The sequence below is a fragment of the Brachybacterium sp. AOP43-C2-M15 genome (assembly GCF_052446295.1).
Taxonomy (GTDB): Bacteria; Actinomycetota; Actinomycetes; order Actinomycetales; family Dermabacteraceae; genus Brachybacterium.
Genome location: NZ_JBQSWB010000006.1, coordinates 231637 through 258175, shown reverse-complemented (window position 1 = coordinate 258175; position 26539 = coordinate 231637). Strand labels below are relative to the sequence as shown.

Annotated in this window: 21 protein-coding genes; 7 read left to right on the top strand and 14 right to left on the bottom strand. The window is 69.3% G+C overall.

From position 1 onward, the window contains the following. Nucleotides 1-88: 88 nt before the first annotated feature. Nucleotides 89-2164 carry a GxGYxYP domain-containing protein gene (locus tag ACT3SP_RS08900; protein ID WP_444586917.1) on the bottom strand — a complete coding sequence of 692 codons (2076 nt, stop codon included), beginning with the start codon at nt 2162-2164 and terminating at the stop codon, nt 89-91. A 170-nt stretch (nt 2165-2334) separates the two neighbouring features. Here ACT3SP_RS08900 and ACT3SP_RS08895 point away from each other — a divergent pair, with 170 nt between their 5' ends. Both ACT3SP_RS08895 and ACT3SP_RS08890 read left to right on the top strand, forming a co-directional pair. Beyond that, entirely contained in the window at nt 2335-3600 is a 1266-nt protein-coding gene (locus ACT3SP_RS08895; RefSeq protein WP_444586916.1) for an ROK family transcriptional regulator, read from the top strand. A gap of 123 nt (nt 3601-3723) precedes the next feature. Next, nucleotides 3724-3996: a hypothetical protein gene (locus ACT3SP_RS08890; protein WP_444586915.1), complete on the top strand. Its 273-nt coding sequence runs from the start codon at nt 3724-3726 to the stop codon at nt 3994-3996. A gap of 596 nt (nt 3997-4592) precedes the next feature. Here the strand turns inward: ACT3SP_RS08890 and ACT3SP_RS08885 are convergent. Continuing rightward, nucleotides 4593-4850, bottom strand: coding sequence for a hypothetical protein (locus tag ACT3SP_RS08885; protein ID WP_444586914.1), 258 nt, complete (start codon nt 4848-4850; stop codon nt 4593-4595). Between the two features lie 77 nt (nt 4851-4927). On the opposite strand from ACT3SP_RS08885, the gene ACT3SP_RS08880 reads away from it, so the two are divergent. Further along, nucleotides 4928-5620, top strand: coding sequence for a hypothetical protein (locus tag ACT3SP_RS08880; RefSeq protein WP_444586913.1), 693 nt, complete (start codon nt 4928-4930; stop codon nt 5618-5620). Between the two features lie 92 nt (nt 5621-5712). Here ACT3SP_RS08880 and ACT3SP_RS08875 read toward each other — a convergent pair whose 3' ends face one another. The 3 genes from ACT3SP_RS08875 to ACT3SP_RS08865 form a co-directional block, all read right to left on the bottom strand. Then, nucleotides 5713-6891: a Fic family protein gene (locus ACT3SP_RS08875; RefSeq protein WP_444586912.1), complete on the bottom strand. Its 1179-nt coding sequence runs from the start codon at nt 6889-6891 to the stop codon at nt 5713-5715. Nucleotides 6892-7005: 114 nt separating this feature from the next. Then, the gene (locus tag ACT3SP_RS08870; protein WP_444586911.1) at nt 7006-7734 is read right to left on the bottom strand and encodes an MgtC/SapB family protein; all 729 of its coding nucleotides are present in this window, start codon (nt 7732-7734) and stop codon (nt 7006-7008) included. Nucleotides 7735-8029: 295 nt separating this feature from the next. After that, the gene (locus ACT3SP_RS08865; protein ID WP_444586910.1) at nt 8030-9181 is read right to left on the bottom strand and encodes a PD-(D/E)XK nuclease family protein; all 1152 of its coding nucleotides are present in this window, start codon (nt 9179-9181) and stop codon (nt 8030-8032) included. Nucleotides 9182-9462: 281 nt separating this feature from the next. Between ACT3SP_RS08865 and ACT3SP_RS08860 the strand changes: the two genes are divergently transcribed. Further along, nucleotides 9463-10434, top strand: coding sequence for a hypothetical protein (locus tag ACT3SP_RS08860; RefSeq protein WP_444586909.1), 972 nt, complete (start codon nt 9463-9465; stop codon nt 10432-10434). A 262-nt stretch (nt 10435-10696) separates the two neighbouring features. Here ACT3SP_RS08860 and ACT3SP_RS08855 read toward each other — a convergent pair whose 3' ends face one another. Further along, on the bottom strand, nt 10697-11632 hold the full coding sequence (locus ACT3SP_RS08855; RefSeq protein ID WP_444586908.1) for an SNF2-related protein: 936 nt from the start codon (nt 11630-11632) through the stop codon (nt 10697-10699). 128 nt (nt 11633-11760) lie between these two features. Next, nucleotides 11761-12738, bottom strand: a complete 978-nt coding sequence (locus ACT3SP_RS08850) for an 8-oxoguanine DNA glycosylase OGG fold protein (protein ID WP_444586907.1) — start codon at nt 12736-12738, stop codon at nt 11761-11763. Between the two features lie 102 nt (nt 12739-12840). Between ACT3SP_RS08850 and ACT3SP_RS08845 the strand changes: the two genes are divergently transcribed. Continuing rightward, nucleotides 12841-14895: a hypothetical protein gene (locus tag ACT3SP_RS08845; RefSeq protein WP_444586906.1), complete on the top strand. Its 2055-nt coding sequence runs from the start codon at nt 12841-12843 to the stop codon at nt 14893-14895. A gap of 119 nt (nt 14896-15014) precedes the next feature. Here the strand turns inward: ACT3SP_RS08845 and ACT3SP_RS08840 are convergent, their stop codons facing one another. From ACT3SP_RS08840 to ACT3SP_RS08815, 6 genes are all read right to left on the bottom strand, one after another. Further along, on the bottom strand, nt 15015-17243 hold the full coding sequence (locus tag ACT3SP_RS08840) for an FAD-dependent oxidoreductase (RefSeq protein ID WP_444586905.1): 2229 nt from the start codon (nt 17241-17243) through the stop codon (nt 15015-15017). A gap of 64 nt (nt 17244-17307) precedes the next feature. Beyond that, nucleotides 17308-18183 carry a MurR/RpiR family transcriptional regulator gene (locus ACT3SP_RS08835; RefSeq protein ID WP_444586904.1) on the bottom strand — a complete coding sequence of 292 codons (876 nt, stop codon included), beginning with the start codon at nt 18181-18183 and terminating at the stop codon, nt 17308-17310. A gap of 8 nt (nt 18184-18191) precedes the next feature. Further along, entirely contained in the window at nt 18192-19577 is a 1386-nt protein-coding gene (locus ACT3SP_RS08830) for a hypothetical protein (protein WP_444586903.1), read from the bottom strand. Between the two features lie 190 nt (nt 19578-19767). Then, nucleotides 19768-20691 (bottom strand): carbohydrate ABC transporter permease, encoded by a 924-nt coding sequence (locus tag ACT3SP_RS08825; protein WP_444586902.1) that lies wholly within the window; start codon nt 20689-20691, stop codon nt 19768-19770. After that, nucleotides 20684-21649 (bottom strand): carbohydrate ABC transporter permease, encoded by a 966-nt coding sequence (locus ACT3SP_RS08820; RefSeq protein WP_444586901.1) that lies wholly within the window; start codon nt 21647-21649, stop codon nt 20684-20686. Before ACT3SP_RS08820 ends, ACT3SP_RS08825 begins: the two co-directional genes overlap by 8 nt. A 1-nt stretch (nt 21650) precedes the next feature. Next, on the bottom strand, nt 21651-22997 hold the full coding sequence (locus tag ACT3SP_RS08815) for an ABC transporter substrate-binding protein (RefSeq protein WP_444586900.1): 1347 nt from the start codon (nt 22995-22997) through the stop codon (nt 21651-21653). Nucleotides 22998-23257: 260 nt separating this feature from the next. Here ACT3SP_RS08815 and ACT3SP_RS08810 point away from each other — a divergent pair, with 260 nt between their 5' ends. Together ACT3SP_RS08810 and ACT3SP_RS08805 are read left to right on the top strand one after the other, a co-directional pair. After that, nucleotides 23258-25087 carry a PTS transporter subunit IIC gene (locus tag ACT3SP_RS08810; protein WP_444586899.1) on the top strand — a complete coding sequence of 610 codons (1830 nt, stop codon included), beginning with the start codon at nt 23258-23260 and terminating at the stop codon, nt 25085-25087. Next, nucleotides 25078-25779, top strand: coding sequence for a sugar isomerase domain-containing protein (locus ACT3SP_RS08805; protein WP_444586898.1), 702 nt, complete (start codon nt 25078-25080; stop codon nt 25777-25779). Before ACT3SP_RS08810 ends, ACT3SP_RS08805 begins: the two co-directional genes overlap by 10 nt. Here ACT3SP_RS08805 and ACT3SP_RS08800 read toward each other — a convergent pair. Further along, on the bottom strand, nt 25730-26479 hold the full coding sequence (locus tag ACT3SP_RS08800) for a GntR family transcriptional regulator (RefSeq protein ID WP_444586897.1): 750 nt from the start codon (nt 26477-26479) through the stop codon (nt 25730-25732). The two genes, ACT3SP_RS08805 and ACT3SP_RS08800, sit on opposite strands and share 50 nt — an antisense overlap. Nucleotides 26480-26539 lie beyond the last annotated feature (60 nt).

Below are 26539 nucleotides of genomic sequence, written 5' to 3'. Positions count from 1 at the left end.
CGGCGACCGCGCCGAGCCCGCCCACGCCCTGGAGCAGGCGCCGACGGCCCAGCACCGCCGAGGAGGCGGGGGAGGGGTCGGGGCGCATTCAGCCCTCCTCCGTGGAGCCCGCGGTCCGGGCGAACAGGTCGAAGAACTCATCGGCCAGCAGCACCTCGACGTCGTCGGGGAGGCTCTCGACGAGCTCGACGATGTCGCTCGGCGTCCAGCTCCAGGCGTTGATCAGCCCGGAGATGAACAGCGGGCCGTCGCCGCGCTCCCGCTCGATCTTCGCCAGCAGCTCCTCGCGATAGACGTCGACCCCGCCGGGCGGATAGAAGTTCCCGATCAGCGGCACGGCCGCACCGGGCTGGGAGATGTCGCCCAGCTCGTCGGTCTGGAGGATCCCGCGCAGCTCGCCGTCGGCGGCGTAGGCCTCGAGCACCCGGTCGGGCAGTGCCGGCGGGGCGCTGTCATGGTCCGGGGTGCTGTAGGCGAAGATGACGTCGAGCCCGGTGCGTCCCATGTACTCGCCGGTCAGGCGGGTGTACACCCCGAGCTCGTCTTCCGGCCACGAGTCGCCGTAGGTGTACCCGGCCCCCGAGGGCCCGCAGACCAGCAGGTCGTTCTCGCTGGCCGTGCGCTGGAAGTGGTGCAGGATCGCGGGGCCGATGTCCTCGAGCAGAGGGGAGACGGTCCAGTTCATTGGCACGCTGCCGCGGGCCGGGTCGTCCCACAGCTCCCGCATGTGTCGCTGGCAGAACTGGATGTTGTCGCCCTCGCCGATCGTGAGAGTGAGGTACGTGCGGTTCTCGGCCTCGCGGTCCGTCGGCGGTGCCGGACGGGCCCGGGTGGAGGCGCGCACCGCGGAGAGCGCCGTCGCGTTCATGTAGAAGTCCGCGGCGACGACGATCACCCCGGCGCGGCTGCAGAGCTCGACGCCGGACCACTCGCCGGCGACGTCGTCGGAGAACCACCCGGCGTACACGGTGCCGGGCTCGACCTCGGTCAGCAGCTCCTCGAACTGCGAACCGCTGGCGCCCGACGGGGGCAGCCAACTCACCAGCGCACCCGTCGCGATGGAGAAATCGCGGAAGGAGGAGAACGGCTCCACGCGGGTGGGCGCCTGATCGGTCACCGAGACGACGAACTGGTTCTCCATCTCGATCGCGATGCTCATGCTCGTGGTGCCGGCGGGCACCTCGAAGCGGTACACGAAGTAGCCCCCGCCGTCGCAGAACCGGAGCCCCTCCTTGGTGCCCGAGGCGGCACCGTCGAACAGGAAGGGCGCCTCGTCGTCGGTGTTCGGCGTGAAGGCGGCGACGATCTCGCCGTCGCAGGTGAGCTCCACGGCGTACACCCCGGGGCCCCAGCCGTCGTTGGTGAACGCGTCGGTGAATTGCACGAACAGCTCGTCCTGGTCGAGATGGTCCTCGAGGTCGATGGTGTAGGTGTCGTGGTTGGAGGAGTCCGTGACACGCTCCTCCTCGCGCAGCAGCTCGGTCCAGGAGATGTCCTCGACCTCGACGTTGTGCGTGGGTGGGAGGCCGACGAGCACCTCGCGGGTGCACTCGGGCCACAGGTGGGTCATCGCCCAGTCGTGGAGGGCGTCGGGATCGTCCTCGAAGCGGCCGCGCAGGTCCTCGAGGACCGGCAGGTCGTGCTGCTCGGCCTGCTCGGCCGTGGCCACGACGCCACCGCGCAGCCCGGCGATCGAGGTGGCGAGGTTGATCGTGTGCGGGGAATCCATGTCATAGAGGACAGCCCCGCCGATCCGGTCGCGGTACCGCTCGATCAGCGCCAGGGGATCCTTCTCGAGCCGGGCACGGACGGGCAGGTCGGCCACCCACGTCTCGTCGACCGGGTCGGCGATCAGGTAGATCTCCGGTCGCTCACGGTTGACCAGGCCCTGCAGGGTGACCAGGAGCAGGCGGTCGAAGCCGTCGAGCCCGTCCATGTCCGCGACCCGGATCGCGCCCGTGGCGTGGAAGGTGGGGAAGACGTGCTGGTCCTTCCAGGTCACAGCCCTGCCCGGCGGAGCGGCCGGGGGAGTGGCGGGTGCGCCGGGGGCGGAGCCGTCGGCGCGTGCGGGCGCGGCGACCCCGAGCGAGAGCGCGGCAGCGCCGATCAGCGTGCGGCGTGAGGGGGCGAGCAGGGGGAGGGAGCGGTGCCGGTCGGAGGTCATCGTCGACTCCTTGGTCGGGCGGGGGAGGGGACGGGCACCGGACGCGAGACGTGATGTCGTCGCGCATGCGGCAGCTCCAGTGCGCCGCCATGACCCGTCGTGAGGTGGCGCACATTACGCAATCCATTTGATGGATGTCAACGATCGGATTCGCCGCTACTCTTCGACGCATGGCAGAGCAGACCCGGGTCGAAGACGCCCAGATCGGGCGGTGGGCGAAGCGCGGGACGAATCTGCCGCGCGTGGCGGACTACAACCAGATGCTCGTGCTCGACCTGATCCGACGCTCCGAGGGGATCAGCCGTGGCGAGCTGGTGGGGCGGACGGGGCTGACCGCGCAGACCATGTCGAACATCATTCGACGCCTGGTCGGGGAGGGGTTGATCGGCGAGGTCGGTCGGGTCCAGGGCGGCAGCGGCACGCGACGGGCGATCTTCGAGGTGGTGCCCGGCGCGCGGTGCACCATCGGGCTCCACATCGACCCCGCGCGACTCACCGCGGTCATGCAGGACCTGGGCGGGACCGTCGTGCGCGAGGAGGTCCGCCCGGCCCCGCGCACTCCGGATCCGGACAGCGTGCTCGACGTCGTCGAGACGATGATCCGCTCGTTGATGGAGAGCGCCTCGGTGTCGGTGGAGCGGATCGCGGGGATCGGCGTCGCCTCGCCGGGGCCGGTCGATGCCGCTCACGGGCGAGTGGTGGATTCGCCGATATTGCCGGGCTGGGACGTGGTCGAGCTCAAGAGAGAGCTCGAGCTCCGCTTCGCGATCCCCGTCTCCGTCGAGAAGGACAACATCGCGGCGGCTGCGGGCGAGGTCTGGAAGGCGCCGGCCGTGGACGAGAACCTCGCCTTCATCTACCTGGGCTCCGGTGTCTCCGCCGGTCTCGTCCTCGACGGGAGCATCGTGCGCGGGGCAGGGATCAACGTCGGCGACATCGGCCACATGAGCGGGGACCCGAACGGCCCGATCTGCCAGTGCGGAGGTCGCGGCTGCATCACTGCGACCGCCCTGCCCGCGGTCCTCGTCGGGGAAGCCACGGCCCGTGGGGTGCTTCCCGTCGTGGATCTCGGGGACGCGGGAGCGGTGGAGAAGGCCCTCGCCGAGCTCTGCCGTCAGGCGGAGGAGGGCGGCGACTCGGTGGCGGCGGAGATCATCGAGCGCACCGCGAGGAGCTTCGGGCGCGTCTGCGCGCAACTCGCGAATTTGCTCGACCTCGACGCGATCGTCCTCGGCGGCCCGCAGTGGCCCGCGCTCCGTCATGCCTTCCTGCGGGTCCTCCCCTCGCTCGTGAACCGGAACTACCTCGGCCGAACCTCCCATGTGGTCCAGGTGCGGGGGACGTCCATCGGCGAGCACGTCGGTGCTGCTGGAGCGGCATCGCTGGTCATGTGGGAGACGATGTTCGATCCCCCGAAGCAGCTCTACATCAGCTGAGGGAGGTGCGGGTTCCGGGCGTGGCGCTTCCTCTCGGTCAGCGAGTCGACCCGACGCCCCCGGAGCGCATCCGCGCCAGGAAGTCCCCGAGCAGGGTGGGGTGGTCCAGCTCCGACCCCGGAGGTGCACGGCTCGATCGTCAACGCCTCGGAGGGATCGGGCGCCGCCGGGGACGAGCTGGTCTACGTCGCGCCGCAGCACGGCACGCTGCGGAAGAACCTGGGCGTGTTCGTTCCCGAGGACGGCGGCTCCTCGTGGCAGCACGCGGCGGATAGGACGAAGAACCGCTCCGGCTACTCCGATGTGGTGATGCTCGACCTGGAACGGGCTGGACTGCTGTACGAGGGCAGCGACGCCCGCGACAAGATCGTCTTCCAGGTCGCGGAGCTGCCCTAGTAGTTGCGGGTCATGACGTTGTGGAAGTTGGCCGGGGATGGAGGAACGGGTCCCTGACCGGCACGATGGGTGGTCTCTCGACAGCCAACTCGCTGGAGGGGACTCGTCCCATGGCCCACGGCAGTTCCCCGCTGACCGTGCTCGGACGATGCTGAGCCGTCACCCGGGCGATCGAGCGCAGCCGCCGGGCGTGCCCGCTCGTCCGTGCGTGCTCTGCCGCTCCGAGGCCCGACCCTCCTCGGCGAGCCGACATCGGCCGTCGGCCGGGACCGGTCGGAGAATCGCGCTGGAGCGTCGTGACCGGAATCCGCCGCAACGCGTCGCGAGGCCTGACGGGATCACGCTGACGCCTCACGGCGAGGACGCGACAGGACACAGAGCACGAGGCTCAGCGCTTCGTCACGATCGGTGCCACGCTGTTCCCGGTCACGTCGTAGACCCGGGACCTGTTCGGCCATGCACGTCACCCCTCGGGATCCGCGGAGCAGGACCCCTCGGCCTGCTCGTCGCCGGCCACGACCTGCACGGCGGGCAGGTCCTCGTCGCAGCGGCGAGCGGGCTGCTGCGTCATCGGCTCGTACGGCGAGCCCGGACCGTCAGACGGAGCGCTCGGGGTGCTCCTCGTTCTCCCCGCGATCCTCCACGTCCCAGATCGCCTCGCAGTCCTCGCACGACCGGTCGCCGAAGGCCGGGAGGCACCCGTGCCACTGCAGCCAGGGCGGGTCCGACTCCTCGGTGCGCGGATCCGGACCCCCGAGCAGATGATGCGTCACCCGGGCCGATCCGCACTCGGGGCAGGTGCCGCGCGGCTCCGCATACGGCTCCGGGGGCTCCTCGCTGAGGATCATGATCATGACGCCGAGAGTACGGCGGAGGTCCGACAGGGCGCCGCGCCGCGCTCGGGCTCGTCGGCCTCGTCCTGGTCGTCATCGTGGCGCGTCGCGGGCTCGCGACGAAGCGCACCTATGGGGCAGCGGCCGCGGCCGTGCTCGGCATGCTCGCCTCGGCCGCGATGACGGTCGTGCTGGTGGGCGCGGTGATCATCCCGAGCAGCGGCACCGACCCGGACCCCGTCGTCGCTGGGGGAGAGCCCGAGGAGCTCGACGGGACCTCCACCCCAGCCGCCGAGGAGGAGACGACCTCCGCGGACGAGCCGACGGTGACCCGCGAGGAGGAGACCACGACGGCTCCCGCGCCGGATCCGGAGCCCACCGAGGAGCCCACCCACGATCCGAGCCCGGCCCCGACCGTCGCACCGGACCTGTCCACCTACGAGGAACTCGACGAGCGCACCCTCGCCCAGATCGTGAAGGCGCCGGACGACCACATCGCCCGCCAGGTGATCGTCTACGGCCGGATCACCCAGCTCGACGCGGCGACCGGCAAGTGCGTCGTGCGTGTCTCCATCTCGCATGCCCCGCAGGACGACTGGTACGACTACGAGCACAACACCATGGGCTTCGCCGGCGACGGCGAGTCGGATTGCCCGGTCCTCGATCCGTTCGTCGCGGACGACGAGGTGAAGCTGTGGGTCACTCTCGGTGGCAGCCTCAGCTACGACACCCAGATCGGCGGCAGCACCACGGTCCCGGCCTACCTGGTCGACGACGCCGAGCTGCTGTGAGTGGGGGACAGTACCGGCTGGTCACACGCCTCCGCGGACACTCGCTCCGTCCGGCACCGGTCCTAGCCGTGGCCTCACTGCCGCGCCGTTGCTCACCCGACGTCGGAGCTGACCGGGATGTGCTCCCGACGGCTCGCCAGGCGGTACGGATCGGCTCCGGCGTCGAAAGAGGATTTCGTCTTCTCGCGCAGCTCGGTGAGCCATGTGCGGTACACGTCTGCCGGGCTGTACCAGGCGCCCTTCTTCGCTCCGTGTCTCTGCAGGATGCCGGCTTCGACCAGAGCGGAGAGATCACGGGAGGCCGTGGTCGCGGTGACGTCGGCGAGCTCGCGGTACGTCGCATTGCGCAGCGACCAGCCTGAGAAAGTCAGCTCGAGCGCCGGCGTGGCGCGGTGCGGGACGAGTCCGGCTTCGACCTTGTCGTCGACCAGCTCCGCCACGCGGTCCGCGCTCCACAGTCGCCCCTGGACGGTTCGGGCCTGTCGATAGTGGGCGGTGAGGGCGAACTCGATCCACTCCGAGGCCGACCGTTCCGGCGACCATCGTCCGCGACCTGTCCGTGCGAGGACGTCGTAGTACGCGGTCGTGTTCCGTCCCAGGTACTCCTCGATGCTCACGAACTGCGCTTCGCTGAACTGTTCGCGATAGAGCATGAAGGACTGCACGATGCGGGACATGCGGCCATTGCCGTCGGCGAACGGGTGGATCATCACCAGATTCAGGTGCGCCATCGCGCCCTGGACCATCGGATGGAGATCGCTGGCTCCCAGTTCTGCGAGGGAAGCCAGGTAATCGGACATGAGGCCGGGGACGGCATCGACCTCGGGGCCCGTGTACACGGTGCGCTGTGAATCGTCGTCGTGGACGAACACCTCTCCACGACGGTATCGACCCGGACTGCGGTCGAGGTCGTAGCCCTGCACCATGAAGTGCAGTGCCAGGAGATCGGCCTCGCTCATCGCTTCCGTTCTCTCGGCGAGGACCTGGAGGTAGGTCATCGCGTCCGAGTAGCCCTTGACCGCGAGCCATGTCGCGTCCACCGACACCTGATCCTCTTCGTTCCCGACGATCGCAAGTGCCTGGTCCTCGGTGACCGTGATCCCTTCGATGCTGTTGGAACCGCGGACCGCGCGTGCCCTCGCCTGTCGGCGCAGCGTGCCGTTCCATCGACGCGGTCGGGCCAATGCATATCGGAGACTGCGGCGGATCTCGTCGATGGCGCGCAGGACGGCGTCGTCGTCCGCGGAGAGGGCGGGCGCGGTGTGCAACATACGAGCTCCAAGTCAGTTAATAACTGACATGGAGTCTATAACTGACATGCGCACGGTGTCAGGACCCCGACGTCGCCCGCGTTCACGGATCCGTCCCTGCGGAGCCTCCCACCCTCAGTCGTACACCCCGTCATCCGCATCGTCCGAGGACACGGTGAGGTAGACGCTCTCCACGCCGCGCAGCTCGACGAGCTCCGGCACGAGGTCCCGCACGGGGAAGCGGCCGTGGAAGCGGATGTCCATGATGACGAGGGTCCGCTCGTCCTTGGTCTTGCGGCGGCTGCTCTCGATGGAGCTGGTGAACCCCGAGGAGGTGGCCACCGAGAGGATGTCGCGCAGCACGCCGGCGCCGTCCGCGTAGGTGATCCGGGTGAGCCGTTTGCGGTCGGGGTCCGGCAGCTTCCGGATCAGCGGGGCCATGACGAACAGGGTGATCAGGTGGATCGCCGTGAGCGCGATCGCGAGCGACAGCATCCCCGCCCCGCAGGCCATGCCGACGGCGGCGGCGACCCAGATCGTCGCGGCGGTGGTCAGCCCGCGCACCACGTTCCGGCCCTTGAAGATCACGCCCGCGCCGAGGAAGCCGATGCCGGAGACGATCTGCGCGGCGATGCGCGAGGGGTCGAGCATCACCTCGTCCCCCAGCACGGCGGAGAAGCCGTAGGCGGAGACGAGGGTGAAGGTGCAGGACCCGAGGCCCACCAGCACGTGCGTGCGGTAGCCGGCGGCCTTCTGCCGGACCTGGCGCTCGATCCCGAGCAGGGAGCAGAGCACGAAGGTCGCCACCAGCAGCTCGATCTCGACGAGGCTGGAGTCGGTGAAGAGTCCGACGAGCGGTTCCATGCGATCGATACCTTCGTGAGCTGGCGGAGCCCCTGGGACGGTGGCCGGCGCGGCGGTCGGGACTGTGGCCGGCGCGGCGGTCGGGATGGTGGCCGGGGTGGTGATCGGGGCGGGGTCGGGGCGTGGTCATCAGGTGACGGGCAGGCTCCCCACCTTGCCGCATCTTCTCCGAGGTGTCACCGTTCTGCGCGTCCGAGCGGTCGGGCCCGATCCGGCGCGCTCTCCATGCAGATCCAGGAGAGGGACGGGGAGTGGGGCTCCGCGGAGGAGCACGACGTGGCCGCGGAGGCGCGAGTCACTCTGCGGCGACCATCCTCAGCACGGCATCGCGCAGACGGAAGTCGTCCCCCGCCAATCCGCTGATGGTTTCGGCGAGGTGCACGTCGGTCTGTGCGATCCGCGCAATGCCGGAGCGGTCGGCGTCCTGGATGCTGATGAAGACCCGCGAGTAGTCCGGATTCTCGACCGGGAGCGGCACTCGCTGCTGTTCGACCACGGCGGTCGGGCCGAACTCGAGGAAGATCGTCGGGTGCGCATCGGCCCGTTGCAGCTCCACACACCACTCCCATCGGCCGACGAACCGCGTCACGATCTGCTCGATCCGGCCTTCCGTGATCGTCGCGTTCACCTGGTCCATCAGAACCGACCGAGAGTACGCGCGCAATCCGCTCTTCGCCGAGGCGAGTGCCGCTCGACCGACCTCGAGCTGGCTCCGGGCATGCTCGGCGACGAGGTCGGCGAACTGCTGGGTCGCCGCGTCGCGGGGACGGTGGCCGAAGCGTTCGGACTCGCCCGTGTCGCACATCGTCGTGAGGAACGAGATCGTGTCGTCGAGGTTCACTGCCGCTGGTCCTTCCACGAAATGCTGAAGCATCTGCCGGATGAAGAAGTGCTGGTTCGGGTGACGCATGCGCCACGACCCGTCGACGTCGACAACGTTCTGCAGATCGCGCAGCACCTCCGCGTACGTCACCACGACAGCTGACTCCCAGCCGTCGCGCTGCCGGTGGGACTCGCGTCGTTGGCAGAGCAGGACGACGACGGCCGCCCGCCCGCCGGTGGTGCCGTGCGCGAGATACCGGTGATAGTCGTGACCGTGCCCGTCGGACGTCCCGAAGTTCTCCACGACGACCGCCGCGTCGGCGCGGGAGAGGACGATGTCGGCGATGTCCGCCCCGGTGTCGCTGATGGCGTCCTCGAGGCCGTGCGTGACCACTTCCTGCGCAACGCGATACCCCGAGGACGGGAGTCGGTTCACGTGGGGGAGCGCGGCATTGATCCGATGGAGAAGGACGCGCTGTGCCGCATCCCCGAGCTCGTGGTTCGCATCGGCGTCGAGGAGCCAGGCGAAGACGTTGGAGATCTGCTTCTCGTGGGTCCCGTGATGCATCACCCGGAACACATTGAACTGGTCCTCCAGGCTCCGCGACAGTGAGGGGAGGAGCATCGTGACGATGTCGTTCGCCGAGGCGGATCGTTCGTCCATGAGCCGATGGTAGCCATGCGGTCGCTCCCCGTCGCTTCATCGGTCCCATCGCCGGCCTCGTGACCGCCGAGGAGTGGAGCATGAGCGCGGTGGGCGGCAGTACCGACGTGTTCCGTCGAGCCGGAAGTGACGGCGACAGTTCGAATGTCGGATCCCCGTCGCAGACTTCCCCTGATGACCCGTCGAGCAGCGCGGGTCCCCGGACGAAAGGGTGCGCCGCTGCCGGCGGCGCAGGTGATGACGTGACCACACCTCCATACGGTTCTCCCGGCGAGAGGCCGAGCGACAGTTCCGTCGCCTCCGGCGTCCCGCATGATCTCGCCGGGCGACGTTCGCCGGCGACGTCGCTCGCCATGGCGGCGCTCATCGTCTGCCTCGCCGCGTTCGCGCTCGGGCCGGTACCGCTCCTCGGCACCGGGCTCGGGATCGTGGGCATCGTGCTGGTCGTCCTCGCGGCTCGTCGCGGACTCGCGACGAAGCGCACCTATGCCGGCGGACTGGCAGCCGTCGTCGGTGTCCTGGCGTCGATCGCGATGTCCGTCGCGCTCGTCGGCCTCGTGCTGATCCCGGCAGGGGGTGGCGTCCCGGAGCCGACGGTCGCCGCGGGGGAGACGGAGGAGATCGATCAGGACGCAGAGATCGACGCGGAGAACGGCGCAGAGGTCGACACGGAGGTAGACGCGGAGGTCGACGCGGAGCCGTCGGACCCGGCGGTCGAGGAGGAATACTCCCCCGAGGCGGAGCCGGTGACGGACGAACAGCCGACCGCGGAGGAGGAACCCGTCTCCGCCACCACGGCGGATCCCGAGCCCACGGAGCAGCCTGACCCGGAAGAGACCGAGGCGCCGGACCTCAGCACCTACGACGAGCTGGATGAGCGTGATCTCGCCCAGATCGTGAAGGCGCCGGACGACCACCTCGGGCGCCAGGTGATCGTCTACGGCAGGATCACGCAGCTGGACGCGGCCACCGGCAAGTGCTTCGTCCGGGTCTCCATCGCCCACTACCCGCAGAGCGCCTGGTACGACTACGAGCACAACTCGGTCGGCTTCGCCGGAGACGGCGAGTCCGACTGCCCGGTCCTCGATCCCTTCGTCGCCGACGACGAGGTGAAGCTGTGGGTGACGATCGGCGGCAGCCTCAGCTACGACACCCAGATCGGCGGCAGCACCACCGTACCGGCCTACCTCATCGACGACGCCGAGCTGCTGTGACGACGGGCGGAGCACGGACCGGCGCGTTCGCCCGGTGACCTCGGCGCCGACATCACGACGTCACGACGAGTCGAGCGTCGACACAAGGCGCAGGTCAGCACAACTGCGGGTGGCGTCGTGATCGGCTGCCTGCTCCTGGCGCTGCTCGCCGACGATGGCTACGAGCGGGGGTGTACGTGGAACGGCGTCGCCGTGCCGCTGGCACTGATCGGCGCCGTGGAGAGCCCTGGAGACGGGACCGAAGGGCGGGTGCCGAGTCGTCTCAACCCGCCTCGACGCCCCTCTCCCGCCGCTCCCGCTCGTCCGCGACCACCTGCCTGGCGATCGCGACCTCCTGCGTCTCCATCGCCTCGACGTCGAGGTCCTTGGCGGCGGATTCGCGAGCGTAGTCGTCGAAGATCTGGGTCTTCTCGGCCAGGAGCTCGACGATGCGGGGGTCGGTGCCCTCGTCGGAGAGGAGGCGGTGGACCTGCACGGAGCGCTGCTGCCCCATCCGGTAGGCGCGGGCGATGGCCTGCGTCTCGAGGGAGGGTTTCAGCTGCGGTTCGCAGATGACCACGATCGAGGCGGCCTGGATGTTCAGGCCCTCCCCGCCGGCCTGGATCTGTGAGAGCAGCACGGCACCACCGGATGCCTGCGTGAAGTCGTCCACGATCACCTTGCGGCCGTTCTGGGTGGCATCGTCGATGATCTCGCTCAGCCGCTCCACCTTGTTCGATGCCGTCCCGCTCGTCATCGCGGCACGACGCATCCCCATGAAGCTGCCGGCCAGCACCTGCTGCTCGTAGGCGGCCCTGTCCTCGTCGGAGTACTCGATCCAGTCCTCGATCTCGTTGAGCTCGGGCAGCTCCTTGAGCACGTCCTCCTGGTTGCGGCGCAGGTAGGTGGTGGAGATGTGCTGCCGGAACGACAGCGGCAGCAGACCTTCCGAGGATCGGGCGAGCTCCGGGTCCAGGTAGCCGATGAGGGTGCGGAACTCCTCCAGGCGGTTCTCGATCGGTGTTCCCGTCATGAGGATCGCGTGGCGTGCGCGGCGGATCTGCTCGCGAGTGCTGCGGGAACGCCGGGAGGCGGGGTTCTTGATCTTGCGCGCATGATCGACCACGAGCGTGTCCAGACGCTCGAACGAGCCCTCCTCGAGAAGTCGGGAGAGGGTCGCGTAGGTCGTGACCGCGCCGCCGTACCGCGAAACGGGCACCGAAGTGCTGGTACGTCCTCATCGCGGCGATGTTCAACAGCGTGGTGACCTGACCTATGGCCTGGTTTCCACTCTCGACCGCCAGCTTCTGGTAGCGGGGAGTCCTCACCGTGTGCGGGCGAACTCCGTCAGAGCGCCCCGTTCCCGCTCACCGCATCGTCCCGCTCCACCCACTCGATCAGTTGGCGCAGCAGCTCAGGCCCTTCTTGGCTGTCGTCGCGGGGCCGCGTGGCGAGCTGGTCGATCTCACCCGAGACCGCACCCAGAAGCTCGTCGAGTCCGAGCTCTTCCGGGAGAACCGGATCGTCACCTGTCAGCCATGAGCCGGCGTCGCCTCGTGCGGAGGCGAAGATGAGCAGCTCGACATCCGCGCGTTCCAGCGCTTTCGATCCGGTCGCAGCGGGAAGTGCCTTCCGCCATTCGTCAAGCAGGCCCAGGTACCTCGCATAGCTGTCGGAGTCCCACCACGCGGTGTACAGCGTCTCGTGGGCCTCGTCCCGGAACCAGCGCCGCACCACGGCGTCGAGAACCGGAGTCGTCTCCACCTCGTCATATGCAGCGGTGAGGAAATACAGGAACTTCGTGCCGAAGGCAGGGCCGAGGTACTTGAGGTAGGGATCGCCCGTCGCTCGCTGCGCGGCGATCTCCTCGAACGCCGCATGGCCGCCCTGGGTGGGTTCCTGGGCGATTCGGGCGATCTCGACGAGATGCTCCACGGCGTCGGGGTCCGTCGACAGGACTCGCACAGTCCGGTACGGACCGTAGCCGGAGGTTCCGTAGCCCCAGATCATCGCGGCGATGAACGCGGTGACCACCGCCTGTGGGCTCGGCGAGCCGTCGGTGTCGCGGAGCATCGTCGGGGAATGGAACCCTTCCACGACGGTCCGATCGATGCGATCCTCGTCCCCTCCGAAGGCCCTCCTGGTGGCGCCGACGATGTCCTTGATCGCAGCCCCCAGGTTGATGCCCTTGAGTTGGGGTGTGTCGTCCCTCGAGAACCGATTGGCCCAGGAGCCCGGCCGCCACGGGAATGTGCCTTGTGGGCGTCGGTCGAGTGCTGCCCACCGCGTGTACGTCGTGGTCAGCGAATCAGGGATCGTTGTCATGAGCGCATCGTAGGGGCGACGGCAGACTTCCGACGCGAGAACCGATGTTCTCGTCCCGACCGCGTTGATTCAGATGTCCCACCCCACGGCAAGACTCCGCGTATGGATCTGTCCTGGGAAGCCTTCCGCTTCGCTCCCGGTGCTTCCCCGTCGCGACTGCTCCACGGCGTGGGGCTGCTGGACCTCGTGACCGACGTGCTGGTCGGAGACGGCCGCACCGTTGAAGCGCTGGTTCGCACGGATCCCGTCCACGTCGTGACGATGATCCGCTCGCGGAACGCACCTCGCGCGACGTGCACCTGCGGGAGCTCCTTCCCGGAACATCCCTGCATCCATGCCCTCGCCGCCTGGATCCGGGAGCTTCAGCTCCGTGGCGGGATCGGCAACGCGCGGATCGCTCGGTGGGAGCAGCTGCTCGCATCGCGGCATCAGCTCGACGTCGTGTGGGATCGCTTCGCTGAGTGCTGGCTCGGCGCCGCACGTTCGGGCGACCCCGATGAGGAAGCGGAGCTGATGTGGGCAGTTGATTCGCTCGAGGGCGAGATCCGGGTCGCCAGGGCTCTCGTCGGCAAAGCGACGGGCGACGAACTGTCCAAGTACCTGCTCCGCCTCGTGAACAGGCGGGGAATCGATGGAGAATCGCGACTGTCGCTCCCAGGGATCGTCGATGCCGACCAGCTCATGAACGTTCTGTGTCAGCCGCTCGATCGCGCTGATCCTGCGGCGAACGCGTCTGCCGTTCTCGCTATCGCCGGGTCATTGCGACGTACGGCCGCCGGGACGGCCGAGGAGATGAGGTATGAGTGGACCCTCCACCTCGCCTGCTCGACGATCGGTGGCCTCGTCGCCGCTGGGCACGCCGACCCGCTTCACGTCGCCGAGACGATCCTGCGAGCAGAACTCGCTGCACCCGAGACTTCCTACCCGTGGATCGCGATCATCTTCGACCGTCTGAGCTCCGGCGCCGCGCCAGTGGCGGGTGAGATGCAGAGACTCCTGGACGATAGCGAGTCCGGCTCTCGAACTGGTACGAAAACTGCTCCTCGGCGCCGGCTTCGCACCGAGATCGCTGCGGCACGTGGGGAGATCGAAGATCTGCTCCGCGAGCTCGCCGAGTGGCCCGATGCGCCGTACGGCGAGTTCGCGTGTCGCTTCTCCGCCCTGCCGGCGCAACGCTCGCCGATGCCGATTCTCGAAGGGGCCCGGAGTGCCGGTCGTCTGCGCTGGGCACCGGGGTGGCCCTGTCACGGCCTGGCGAGTGGCAGGGGACGAATCATCCATCACATCCACGAGGAGTTCCTGGAGCACCCCTTCCGGGGGGATATCGCTATCGGCGACCTGGTGACCGCCTTGGCTGATGACGGACGAGAGGACGAGGCCCTGGTTGCCCTCCGCACCCATGCCCGCCGGCATCCGGAGGCATCTCATCGCTATGAGTTCCTCCGGATCTGGGAAACAGCTCAGCTCGGGCCCGGTGCCGCAGGCGAAGCTGACGCGCTGTTCGAGCACGGTGACGAGAACCTCGCCCGCACGCTCGGAGTCCTCTCGCGGATTCCCGAGAACTACTTCAGCACTGACTTCTCCACTGCCGGGCGGGGGATGGCTGCCGCCCTGCTCACTGCCGTACTGCTGGAGGACATCCCGCCCGAAGGGAATCTGCGTCAGCTGCAGGCCCCGGTCTGGGCGGAATCGTTCTTCTCCTCGTATCCCGACGCGGTCGACGATCTCGAGCATCTGGCGGCGCTTCCCGAGCAGGACTTGGCGGAGATGCTCGAGGGAGCCGTGCTCGATCGTGACCTCGCGCTGCGAGCACAGCGGATCGCGCGACACGTGGTCAGCGGTGATGCCGGACTTGTCAGCGCGTCAGATGCTCGCGCCGCCGGTCCCGATGCCGTGATCGTGAACATCCAGAGCTCGGGGCACGCCGGAGAACTCACAGGCGCCCTGACCTCCTTGTTCCTGACAGGTCTCTCGCCGGTGGCGGAGACGATTCTGCGGCCCTGGATCGACCAGGCAACCGGCGGAGCCTGCTCGAGCGAGGAGTCGTTGATCCGACGGGCCCATGATGCCGAGCCCCGAGGGGCCGACTCGCTCGCCTACGTCCTCGGTCTGACGCTCGCGGGACATGGCGAAGCTGCGCCGCCTCGGAGGTCCTGAGCGTGCTGCGAGGCAGGCGTGGCCGAGCGTCGGATTCTCTCGGCCGCCCCGGACCTTGCCGAGTGATGGGGTCGACCGTGAGGTGCCGGGCGAGATCGACAGCGCTGGACAGTCTGGGATCAGTCGCGATACGCGCGCACTGAGACAACCCTCGAACCGTCGACCCCGTGGGAATCCATGGTGATCAGACGCAAGGCCGAGACCTGATCTGCTTCGTCGATCTCGACGGGTACCCGCCGCTCCCGGTTCCCCTCGATCCGCGCCACCTCGCGCCAGGCGCCGTCGACCAGCGCCTCCACGCGTGCGTCGCGCACCAGGGTCGGCATCACCTCGGCCTCGGTGCGGTGGTGGTGGAGATTGATGAGGTCCTCGTTCACGTCGTCGTCGAAGATCACCTCGACGCGGCCGATTGGGACGGGTGCCGGCCAGGTCAGCTCGATCCACGGCTGCGGGTCATCGCCGGTGGGCGCGGAGACCCACATGTTCGGGCCGCCGTAGGGGCGGGCGTAGCCGCCGCGCACCTGCTCGGGGCGGAAGGCGTCGGTCGGCGCGCTCGCGCGGAAGCAGATCCCCTGGCCGTGCAGGGTCTCCTTCCAGGCGCGCCACTGCTCGGTGTACCGCTCGTCCTCGGGCATCTCGCGGTGGATCATGGTCACGGTGCCGGGCTCCACCTGTGAGCCCCGGTGCACGGCCAGCTCGGGGTTCGCGTGCAGGATCACGAAGCCGTTCCGGGCGGTCTCCGGCTTCCAGGCCAGCGGCAGGTGCACCCAGGAGCGCCCGGGCTCCACCGCCGCGTTCACCGCGGCGACCTCGTCGGCCGGCAGGTAGTTCTGCGGGGCGGACGTGCCGTGCAGCGAGGCCCGCAGCTCGGTCGCGCGCTCCGCGTCGACCAGCACATCGATCCCGTCCAGGTGCGGATCCACCGGCAGCACCAGCCCCAGGTCGTCGACGAGCGGCACCAGCCCGGCGCTGCGCGTGGAGGCGAGCTGCTGCTTCGTGGAGGAGGCGCGCACGGCGGCCTGCAGGGCGAGGTCCGCGGGATCGTCGTGCTCCACGCCCAGCACCGAGGCGTCGGCCCGCACCATCGCGCGGCGCAGCTCCGTCGTGTGCTCGCTCGCCAGTGCGGACGGCGTCACGTCCAGCTGCTGTGCGAGAGCCGCCCCGATCCCGGCCGCCTCGCCGAGCACGGCGCAGGTCGCCATCACGCGCGTGGACCCGAAGGCGACGTGGCTGGCCGAGATGTTCCGCCCGGCCATCCACAGGTTCGTGACGTTCTTCGAGAACAGCATGCGCAGCGGCAGATGGTAGTTGCCGTCGGGATGCCAGTGCTTCGAACCGGGCTCGGTCGCGTACACACCGCCGGAGGGGTGCAGGTCGATGGACCAGCCGCCGAAGCCGATGCGGTCCTCGAACTCCGTCTGCCCCAGCAAGTCCTGCTGGGTGAGCACGTGCTCGCCCACGAAGCGGCGGTACTCGCGTTTGCCGGGCACCGCCCCCACCCACTCCAGGGTGAGGGTCTCCGCGTCGAACTCTCCGGAGTTCTTGATGTGATCCCACATCCCGTAGCAGACGGCCTGGAGCTCGTCGCGGATCCGCTCGTTGTCGTGCACCACGTCCAGCTCGCCGCCCCACTCGATCCACCAGAAGGCGCAGCCGCGCATGTCCTGGCGGATCACCCGATGCTGCGGGATGCCCGTCGCGGCGACGTCGACGGCGAACGCGGGCTTGACGAACTTCGAGGGTTCGCCGACGTCCTTCGAGTAGAACAGGATCGTGCTGCCCAGCATGTTCTGGTCCGGCACGTCCGGCGCCCAGGACTCGTCGAAATGCGCACGCGGCTCCCGGCCGGTCATGTGCTCGGCGCCGGCGAGATGGCCCACCAGTCCGTCGCCCGTGCAGTCGATGAACGTCGGCGCCTCGAGCGTGATCCGTCGTTCGGAGCCGCTCATCCACCCGGTCACGCGGCGGATCACGCGCGCCTCGGCCGGTCCGTCGGCCTCGACCTCGGTGACGTCCGTGTTCAGCAGCAGGGTGATGTTCTCCTCCGCCTGCACCGTCTCCAGCAGCAGCAGGTCCCAGTAGTAGGGGTTGCCCTCGGGGTTGCGGAACTGGTTCTCCACGAACAGCTCGCCCATGATGCCGGTCTCGCGGGCGAACAGGTGGATCCCGTGCGCGGTCGCCCCGCACACCCAGACCCGCACCTCGCTCGAGGAGTTCCCGCCGAGCACGGGTCGGTTCTGGGCGAGCACCACCTGCCGTCCCTGGCGGGCGGCGCCGATCGCGGCGCAGATCCCGGCCAGGCCTCCGCCCAGCACGGCGACGTCGGTGCGGATGGTCTCTTCGATCACGGAGGATCGTCCTTTCGAGCAGGTGGATCAGGAGGGGCCGACGGGGCGGGCCGGCCCGGCACGCTCAGGGATGCTTCCCGAGGGTGCCGTCGTCGATGAAGCGCTCCGCGCCGTCGGCCGAACGGAACTGGGCCACCAGCACCCACAGCAGGCTGGTGACGAGGGTGTCGCTGGCGCGACCGGAGTAGTAGTGGGTCCACACCTCGCCGTTGCGGATCCCGGTGAAGATGCTGATGTCCGCCCTCTCGTCGACGGGCGAGCCGGGCGCACCATGGACGGCGATCGTGGTGGCACCCTGCGCGCGGGCGTCGCCGAGCAGGCGGGTGCTGAGCTCGTCCTCACCGGAGCGGTTCAGCACCGCCACGGCGTCCCGGTCGGTCAGCGTGTTGGTGAGGGCGTGGAGGGTGGTGGGCCCGCCCTCCAGGAACCAGGCGGCCACCCCGATCCGCTGCAGGCGCATGTGCAGCTCCCGCAGCGCGACGGAGTCGCCCCAGTCACCGAACAGGTGCACGCGCTCCGCCCCGGCGATCGCTCGGGCGGCCTGCTCGACACGGGCGATGTCGATGCCCTCCACCGCATCGCGCAGAGCACGCGCGGCGGTGCCGGCGAGGATGTCGAGCACCTCGGCCGGGGAGTCGTGCGGGGTGATCGCGCTGCCGATGTCCCGCTCCCACTCGGACTGGGCGTTGCGCCCGTTCTCCAACGCGATCGCCGAGCGCAGAGCGGGGAACCCGGCGTAGCCGAGCCGCGCGGCCAGGCGGGAGATCGACGCGGGAGCGGCGTCGGCCTGAGCGGCCAGCGCCGTGATGCTCGCCGAGCCCGCGGCGAGCGGATCGGCGAGGATCGCCTCGGCCACGCGGCGCATCGTCGGGTTCAGGTCGGGGAGCGCCTCGCGCAGGGTCTGGAGCGTGGGGCGGGCAGTGGGAGTGGTCGGTGTCATGGTCGCTCTCAGGTGTAGAACAGCTGTGCCGAGGCCGTGGTGTCGGCGTCGGGGACCACTCTGACCCAATGCGCGCTGAATCCGCTGGGGAACACATCGGTGACCAGCTCCCCGGGCCCCACGGTGAAGTGCTCGCTGCGTCGGAAGCGGCCGTCGCCGTGGATGTCCACCTCGAGATCGAATCCGGCCGCGTGCTCCCCGTGGTTCTCCAGGTGCAGGCACTTGTTCTCGAAGCCCGTCATCAGGTACGGGTCCGACGGCTCGCCGGCGCGCACCTCCTCCCGCCACCAGGGACCTCCCCAGCCGCTCGGCTTCCCGAAGCCCCACAGGTCGTCCGTCTTGCCGAACCAGAGCCCGGACTGGGGCTCGGCGGTGGTCACGTTCTTCCCGCCGCTGGGGGAGGCGTTGTCCGCGCCGAGCACCAGCATCCCCTTCCAGGAGCAGAAGTCCCCGAGCACCCAGAGGTGGGTGGAGATCGGCCGCAGGCCCCAGATCCGGCCGCCGTACGCCCAGGGGGAGAGCTCGTAGAACAGGCCGTGGTGGTCCACCAGCAGGCGCTCGTGCTCGGTCTCGCGGATCCGCGGCCACTCGGTCTGCCACTTGTGGTCGAAGGTGTGGGAGGCCTTCGGCAGCCGGTACCGGGTCCAGGTGTCGTCGCGGGCCGTGTACACCTCGAGGATCGCCGAGGCCTGGTCCCAGCCGGTCGCGAAGATCGTGTCCGTGAAGTCGCCGCGGCCACCGATCGCCGTGAAGGGCCTGCGCTCCAGGATCCGCCAGGCGGTGCCGTCGTACTCCGCGAGCCGGCCCCTGCTCTGCGTCCCGGCCCAGTCCTCCTCGCCGTACTCGTTCGAGCAGACGACGAGCCGGCCGTGCGCGCTGTAGCAGTCCTTGTAGTGGACCTTCCACTCGCCCTCGGTGGTGAGCTCCTCGTTGAGGTCCCAGACGAGACTCGCCTGCCGCGTGGCGAGCTCGAGCTCGTAGACCAGTCCCTCCATCGTCAGCACGTAGACGTGGGTGTCCGGGCGGGTGAGGTGCCGGGCGGTGCCGCACAGGCGATGTCGGGCGAGCTCGTCGACCGTGTGCACGGTGTGGTCCGGCTCGATGACGTGCGGGCCGATCACCAGCAGCCCGGTCTCGAAGTGCACGAGGCGGTTCGTGTACGTGCCGTCCACCCCGAGGGCCTCGGGGACCTTCTCCATCGAGAAGTCGCCCTCGATGCGGCGCAGGCTCACCCCCGTGCCGGTCTCGGCGCGGTGCGAGGTGTAGTTCTGGACGTAGAGGGCGCCGTTGTAGGGCATGAGCGCGCCGACGCCGAGCTCGGTGCGCGGCGGGCCGTAGTCCCCGATCTGCGCGAGCGACGGGGCGACACCGGAGACGGTGGAGAGGGCGGACATCGCAGGAGGACTCCTGGTCGGGGTGATGAGCGGGGTGGCGTCGGGCAGGGTGGCGTCGGTCAGGGTGGGTTCGGAGGGTGTGGGTTCGGACGGTGTGGGCGCGGACTGTGTGGGTTCGGAGGGTGTGGGCGCGGAGGGGGTGGGCTCGGACGGGACGGCTCCCGGGCAGGGGCGGCGGGCCCGTCGGCCCTCACTTCAACGCGCTCTCGGTCATGGCCTGGACGAAGCGGCGCTGGAAGATCAGGAACACGACGAGGATCGGGATGATCGAGATGACCGCCGCGGCCATCGCGATCCCCGGGGCGATCGCCCCGGTCTCGTCGGTGAAGTTCGTCAGGGCCAGCGGCAGCGTGTACGTCTCGGGCGAGGAGAGGAACACCAGCGGTGTCTCGTAGTCGTTCCACGACCACACGAAGGTGAGGATCGCCAGTGCGCTGATCATCGGCATGGCATTGGGGAGATAGATCCGCGAGAAGATCTGCAGCTCGTTCGCCCCGTCGATGCGCGCGGCCTCGGCGAACTCGCCGGGCTGGCTGACGAAGAACTGACGCATCAGGAACGTGCCCAGGACGGTGAACATCCCCGGCAGGATCAGCGCCCACAGCGAGTCGTAGAGCCCCAGGTTCTGGAAGTACACGAAGCGGGGCACGAGCAGCAGCTGTGCGGGGATCAGCGAGGTCGCGAGGTACGCGATGAACACGACGTTGCGGCCGCGGAAGCGCAGCTTCGCGAAGGCGTACCCGGCGAGAGTCGCCGTGGCGAGCTCGCCGAGCACGCGCAGCAGCGCGACGAACACCGAGTTGCCGAAGGCAGGGAGGACCGAGCCCTCCCCGAACAGCACCTCGACGTAGTTCTCCCAGCGGACGTCCTCCGGGATCCACGTCATCGGCACCGCGAAGGCGTCCGCATCCGGCTTCAACGAGGTCGAGATCATCCAGGCGAAGGGCAGCAGGAACAGCAGGGCCAGCACCCACATCGGGATGCCCCAGGCCCAGCGGCGGAGGCGTCGACGTCGCTGGTGCAGGGCGTGACGCGCCTGGAGGCTGTCGCGCACCGCGGGGGTGGAGGCCGGCGCGGCCCGGTCGGCGTGGCGGGGGTGCAGGGTGTCAGTCATGGAGAGCCCTCCCTCGCTGGGCCCGCCACATCACGAGCATCAGCACGAAGATCCCGAGGAACGTCACCAGGCCCACCGCGGAGGCATAGCCGAAGCGGTAGAACTGGAAGCTGGTCTGGTACATGTAGAACGAGAGCGTCGTGGTCGACGCGCCCGGGCCGCCGTTGGTGATCAGCGCGATCATCCCGAAGCTCTGGGAGATGCCCACGAACAGGGTGATCAGCAGGAAGACCGAGGCCGGCAGCAGCGAGGGCCACGTGATCGAGCGGAACATCGTCCAGCGGCCTGCGCCGTCGATCCGCGCCGCCTCGTAGAGCTGCTCCGGGGCGTCCTGCAGGGCCGAGAGGTAGATCAGGCACGCATACCCTGCCTGCGCCCAGATCGTCACGAGGATCAGGGCGGGAAGCGCCCACCGTGAGCTCGCGAACCAGCCCGGCAGGGACTCCGCGCCGAAGAACCCCAGGAACTGGTTCAGCAGCCCGGCCGACGGGTCGAGGAGCATCATCCAGGTCATCCCGATCGCCACGATGTTCACGATGTACGGGATGAAGAAGCAGGCTCGCAGCATGCCGCGTCCCGGCAGATCCCGGTTCAGCGCGATCGCCAGCAGCAGGCCCACCGCCAAGGTCAGCGGCACGGCCACTCCGGCGTAGACCACGGTGATCAGCAGGCTGCGCCAGAACGTCGGGTCCTGCAGCACGAACAGGAAGTTGTCGAGCCCGACGAACTCGATCCCCTCGATGCCGGAGACCAGGTTCCACTCGGTGAAGGACAGCAGCACCACCGAGACCAGCGGCACGAAGGTGAACAGGAGCACGCCCACGAGGTTCGGAGCGATGAAGAGCCAGCCGACGATCGGCCTCGGATCGGACGGGGCGCGCCCTGTGCGTCGGCGCGGGAACGCGGCGCCGGAGGCGGTGGGGGCGGCAGCAGAGGTGGAAGCGGGAGCGGTCGTCATCTCAGCCCTCCCCGAAGCGTTCGATGAGAGCGTCAGCATCGGAGTGGATCGTCCGGATCGTCCGCTCGGGGGAGCGCTCGAGCAGCCAGCAGACGTCACGCTGCTGCTCGTAGGTGTGCGTGATCTCCGCGACCGCCGTGAGGTCGGTGTCCGAGTACAGCCGGGGATCGTCGTCGAACAGGGTGCGTCGGAAGGAGTCGACCTCGAAGTAGGTCTCCTTGTCCTCTCCGAGCACGGCGTCCAGCAGCAGTTCGGAGTCGACGTTGTCCAGGGTGGGGATCTTGCCGCCCGGCGCCATGTCCGCAGCCCCTTCCAGCAGCCAGAACTTCACGAACTCCCGGGCGGCCTCCTGCTTCGGGCTCTTCGCGTTGACCTGGATGTAGTTGCCGTACATGCCGCTGTTCCAGTCCGCGCCGTCGATCGTGGGCATGGGGGCGCAGGAGGTCAGGAACTCGTGCGGGTACTCGACCGGGTCGGAGAGGAAGCGCAGGCTGAACGGTGCCGTGCCCCAGATCGCGAAGTCCTCCGCGATGAAGTTGTTCTGCTGGTAGGCCTCGATCTGGCGGGCCAGCACCTGGGACCACGGGAAGATCGTCCCCTCGCGGATCATCTGCGCCGTGAGCTCGAAGTGGCGCAGGAACGCGGGATGCTCGAAGTTCGATCCGCCGCCCTCCGCGTACCAGTGGTCCGGGCCCAGTTCGATGCGGGGGAGATCCGGCAGCTTGTAGGTGCCGTAGCGGTCCGGGGTGGCGAAGGCCCGCACCGCCTCGAGGAACTCGTCGAGCTCCCAGGCCCGCGGCAGGTCGATCCCCACCTCCTCACGGATCGATTCGTTGATCAGCAGGAAGTTCGGTTCCTTCGTCGTGGCCAGCGCAGTGATCGCCTCGCCGTCGAAGAGCGCCTTGGGCTCCGCCGTGTCGAGGAAGGGCTCGAACTCCGGGGTGGAGCGGACCAGCTCGCTGATGTCCGCGGCCATCCCCGACTCCGAACGCATCGCCAGGTTCGACGAGTCGTAGGTGAAGAACACGTCGATGTCCACGCCGCCCTGCAGGGCCGTGTTCACCTTGAGGTTTCCGCGATCGTCGTTGACGAACCGGGTGTAGACCACCTTCTGCTCGGGATGCTTCTCCATGAAGTGGTCGACGAGAGCCTGCGGGCCGCTCTCGGGCGGGACACCTCCCCAGACCTGCAGGGTGTCGAGATCCTTCGCGGTGCTCTGCGTGGCGCAGCCGGCGAGGCCGGCTGCTGCGGCGGCGCCCGCGAGTGAGGCGAAGGAGCGGCGGGTGAGCGGGTGGTCGAGGGGAGCTGGCCGGTGACGTCTTGGTGGGGGAGTGGAACGGCTCTGCATGTGCGGTCCTCCGACGCGTCGTTGCGTTCAGGGTGAGCGTGGCGTGGTGCACAAGATTCACAGAGGGGCGGGCCTCAGTCAAGGGGTGATGTAAAAGATGTGCACACGCGCCGCGGGTCCCTGTCGGGGCGAGAGGCCGCGGGGTCGCGGCGCGCGACCCGCGTGCATCCCGTAGCGCGATTGTCCCGACCCCAAATGGGCTATACCATTACGTCCAGCCCCGGCGGTCATGCCGGGCCGTACCGTCGAGGAGGCCGCACATGGGGACGTTCGAAGAGGTCGTACGCGTCATCACCGACAACCTGTTCGCGCAGGTGTCGATCCTGATCGGGCTGATCGCCCTTGTCGGACTCGTCCTGCAGCGCAAGCCGTTCGACGAGGTCGTCGCCGGCGCGCTGCGCGCCACCATCGGTGTGGTCATCCTGAACATCGGCGTCGAGATCTTCACCGGGGGCCTGTCGAGCTTCCAGGTCATCGTCTCCAGCGCCATGGGTCTCGAGCCGCCGGAGTCCACCTCGACGCTTGCCGAGTTCAGCGCTGGGTCCGGCTCCGTGGTGCCGCTGATCATCGCGGGCGGCTTCGTCGTCCATCTGGCGCTCGTCCGCCTCTTCCCGGCGGCCCGGTTCGTGTACCTCACCGGCCACCTCATGTACTGGATGAGCGTGGTGATCGCCGCGAGCCTCGTCGAGGCCTTCGGCGACGTGAACCGCTGGGTGCTGGCCGGCGTCGGCTCCCTCCTCATCGGCTGCTACTGGGTGCTGCAGCCGCTGTGGACCGCACCTCTCATGCGCAAGGTGATGGGCGACGAGGAGGTGGGCCTGGCCCACACCGACTCCCTGATCGCCATCGCGTCCGGCTACGGCGCCCGCGCCCTCAAGCTCGGCGACCCCGCCGCGCACGACTCCGAGAAGGTGCGCCTGCCCAAGCCGGTCTCCTTCTTCAAGGACATCAACGTCTCCACCGCCACCATCATCGGCGTGATCATGCTGGTCGCGATCCTCTTCGCCGACTCCGGAGTGGTCCAGGAGCAGATGGGCGACGCCGCCCTGCTGCCCTGGGTCTGGGCCATCCTGCAGGCCCTTCGCTTCGCCGCCGGCATCGCGATCCTGCTGTTCGGCGTGCGCATGTTCCTCGCGGAGATCGTCCCGGCCTTCAAGGGGCTCTCCGAGAAGGCCCTGCCGGGCACGAAGCCCGCCCTGGACCTCCCGGTCGTCTTCACCCGCGCGCCGACCTCGGTCATGATCGGCTTCCTCGCCTCGACCCTCGTGTTCCTCGTGCTCATGGGGATCTTCGCGGCCACCGGCTGGTTCGTGCTGGTGCCCCCGATGATCATGCTGTTCTTCGGCGGCGGCGCCGGTGGCGTGTTCGGCAACGCCGTGGCCGGCTGGCGAGGAGCGATCTTCGGCGGTGTCCTCAACGGCGTCGTGCTCGCCGTCGGCCAGGCCATCGGCTGGAGCCTCTACGCCGGGACCGCCCCGGAGCTCGCCACCCTCGCCGATGCCGACTGGTATGCCGTGGGCTGGGCGCTCATCGGTCTCGGCTCGCTCCTCGCGCCGCTCGGCGCCTGGGCGATCTGGGTGATCGCCGCCGGCGTGCTGGGCGTGACCGTCCTGGTGCTCGTGATCGTCGGTCGGCGTCTGCCCGCCGCCGAGGAGGCTCCGGCTTCCCCCGCCGAGGGTCGCGTCCCCGAGCACCGCGTCCCGGCTGCGGTCGGGGTCGGCATCGGCGGCGGCGACGGTGCCGGCGGCGCCGACGCCTCGACCGGGTCCGACGGCACAGCGCTGAGCGCGAGCGCCCGCCCCACCCCGTGGGACGTCCTCGCCGTGTGCGGGGCCGGGATGGGATCCAGCCTGATCCTGCGCACCACGGCGGAGCAGGCGTTCGAGCGCATGGGCATCGACGCGACCCTGCGCCATACCGACGCCGGATCCGCCCGCGGCGAGCAGCCTGACATGGTGATCGCTCAGCAGACCTACCTCGAGGAGCTGGGCGACATCGCCCCGGTCATGGTCCCCATCGAGAACTTCATCAATGTCGACCACGTCGAGGGCCGGATCATCGACGCGCTGGAGAAGGAGGGATGGCGATGATCGACGACCTCACCGCCCTGGTCACCCGCGTCGTCAGGGAGAACGACGAGGCACTTCGGGAGGCGGCCCAGGCGATCGCCACCTCGGCCCGCGGCGGCGGACTGCTCTACGCCGCGGGCGCCGGGCACTCCCTGGCCGCCGTGATGGAGACCTTCTTCCGCGCCGGTGGGCTCGCGTTCGTGCGCCCTCTGTGGGACCAGCGCATCCTGCCCCTGGCCGGGGCGCTCGACTCGACGGCCGCCGAGCGCCAGGTGGGCCTCGGGACCGAGATCGCGCAGCGCGCCGGGATCACGGACGGCGACACCGTGCTCATCTTCTCCAACTCCGGGGTCAATCCCTATCCCGTGGAGATCGCCCGCCACGTCCGTGAGGTGGGGGCGCGGGTCGTCTCGATGACCTCGGTCTCCGCGAGCGCCGCCGCTCCGAGGCGATCCGAGGATCGGCTGTTCGAGATCTCCGACATCGTGCTGGACACGGCCGTCCCGGCCGGGGACGTGACCTGGCCGCCGGAAGCCCCGGTCACCGCTCCCGCGTCCACCATCATCACGGCCTCTCTGTGGGCGGCGATCCTGCGCCGGATCGACTCGATCGCCCCGGACGTCCCCCGCTGGAAGAGCGCGAACGTCGGTGGGACCGATGAGTTCAACGCCGCGCTCGTAGAGCGCTTCGCCCCCCGGATCCCGGAGCTGTGACGGGAGCGATCCGGGCGGACAGCTCGAAACGGTCTCCCGGATAGGTCGAGACGGTCCGCTCGACCAGCCGGCCACCGCACCCCGAGACGCGCACGAACTCGAGCACCGCCGAGCCTTCGTCCACGCCGAGCGCGGCGACGTCCTCCGGCTGCACGATCGCGGCCCGGATCGTCTGCTCGCCGGCGTCGAACAGCACGCCGTAGCGGTGCTCGAGCTCGCGATAGAGGGACCTGTCGGCGAAGTCGACGTCGGCCAGACCAGGGACCATGCTCGCGTCCAAGGTGGTGCGCTCGATCGCCATCGGGCGGCCATCGGCCAGGCGCACACGATCCAGGCGGATCACGGCAGCGCCCTCGACGAGGCCGAGGTGCTCCGCCGAGGCGGCATCCGCCGGCTCCTCGGCCAGTCGCAGCACTCGCGAGGTCGCCGTGATCCCCCGAGAGGCCATGTCCTCCGTGAACCCGGTCAGATGCAGCGGCAGGGTCACCGCCGGCCGCGCCACGAAGGAGCCGCGACCCACCTCGCGCACCAGGCGGCCTTCTCGGGTCAGTTCGTCCAGAGCGCGCCTGGCCGTCATCCGGGAGACGCCCGCCTCCGCCGCCAGCGCCCGCTCGCTGGGCACCGCTGTCCCCACGGGCATGGCCTCGATCTGTCGGCGCAGATCATCCAGCAGCGTGCGGAACTTGGAGCGGTCAGCCATGAGGTCGATCTTCGCACGGGTGCCGCGACGCACGGCCCCCCTGCCTGCCTGGTCCGCCAT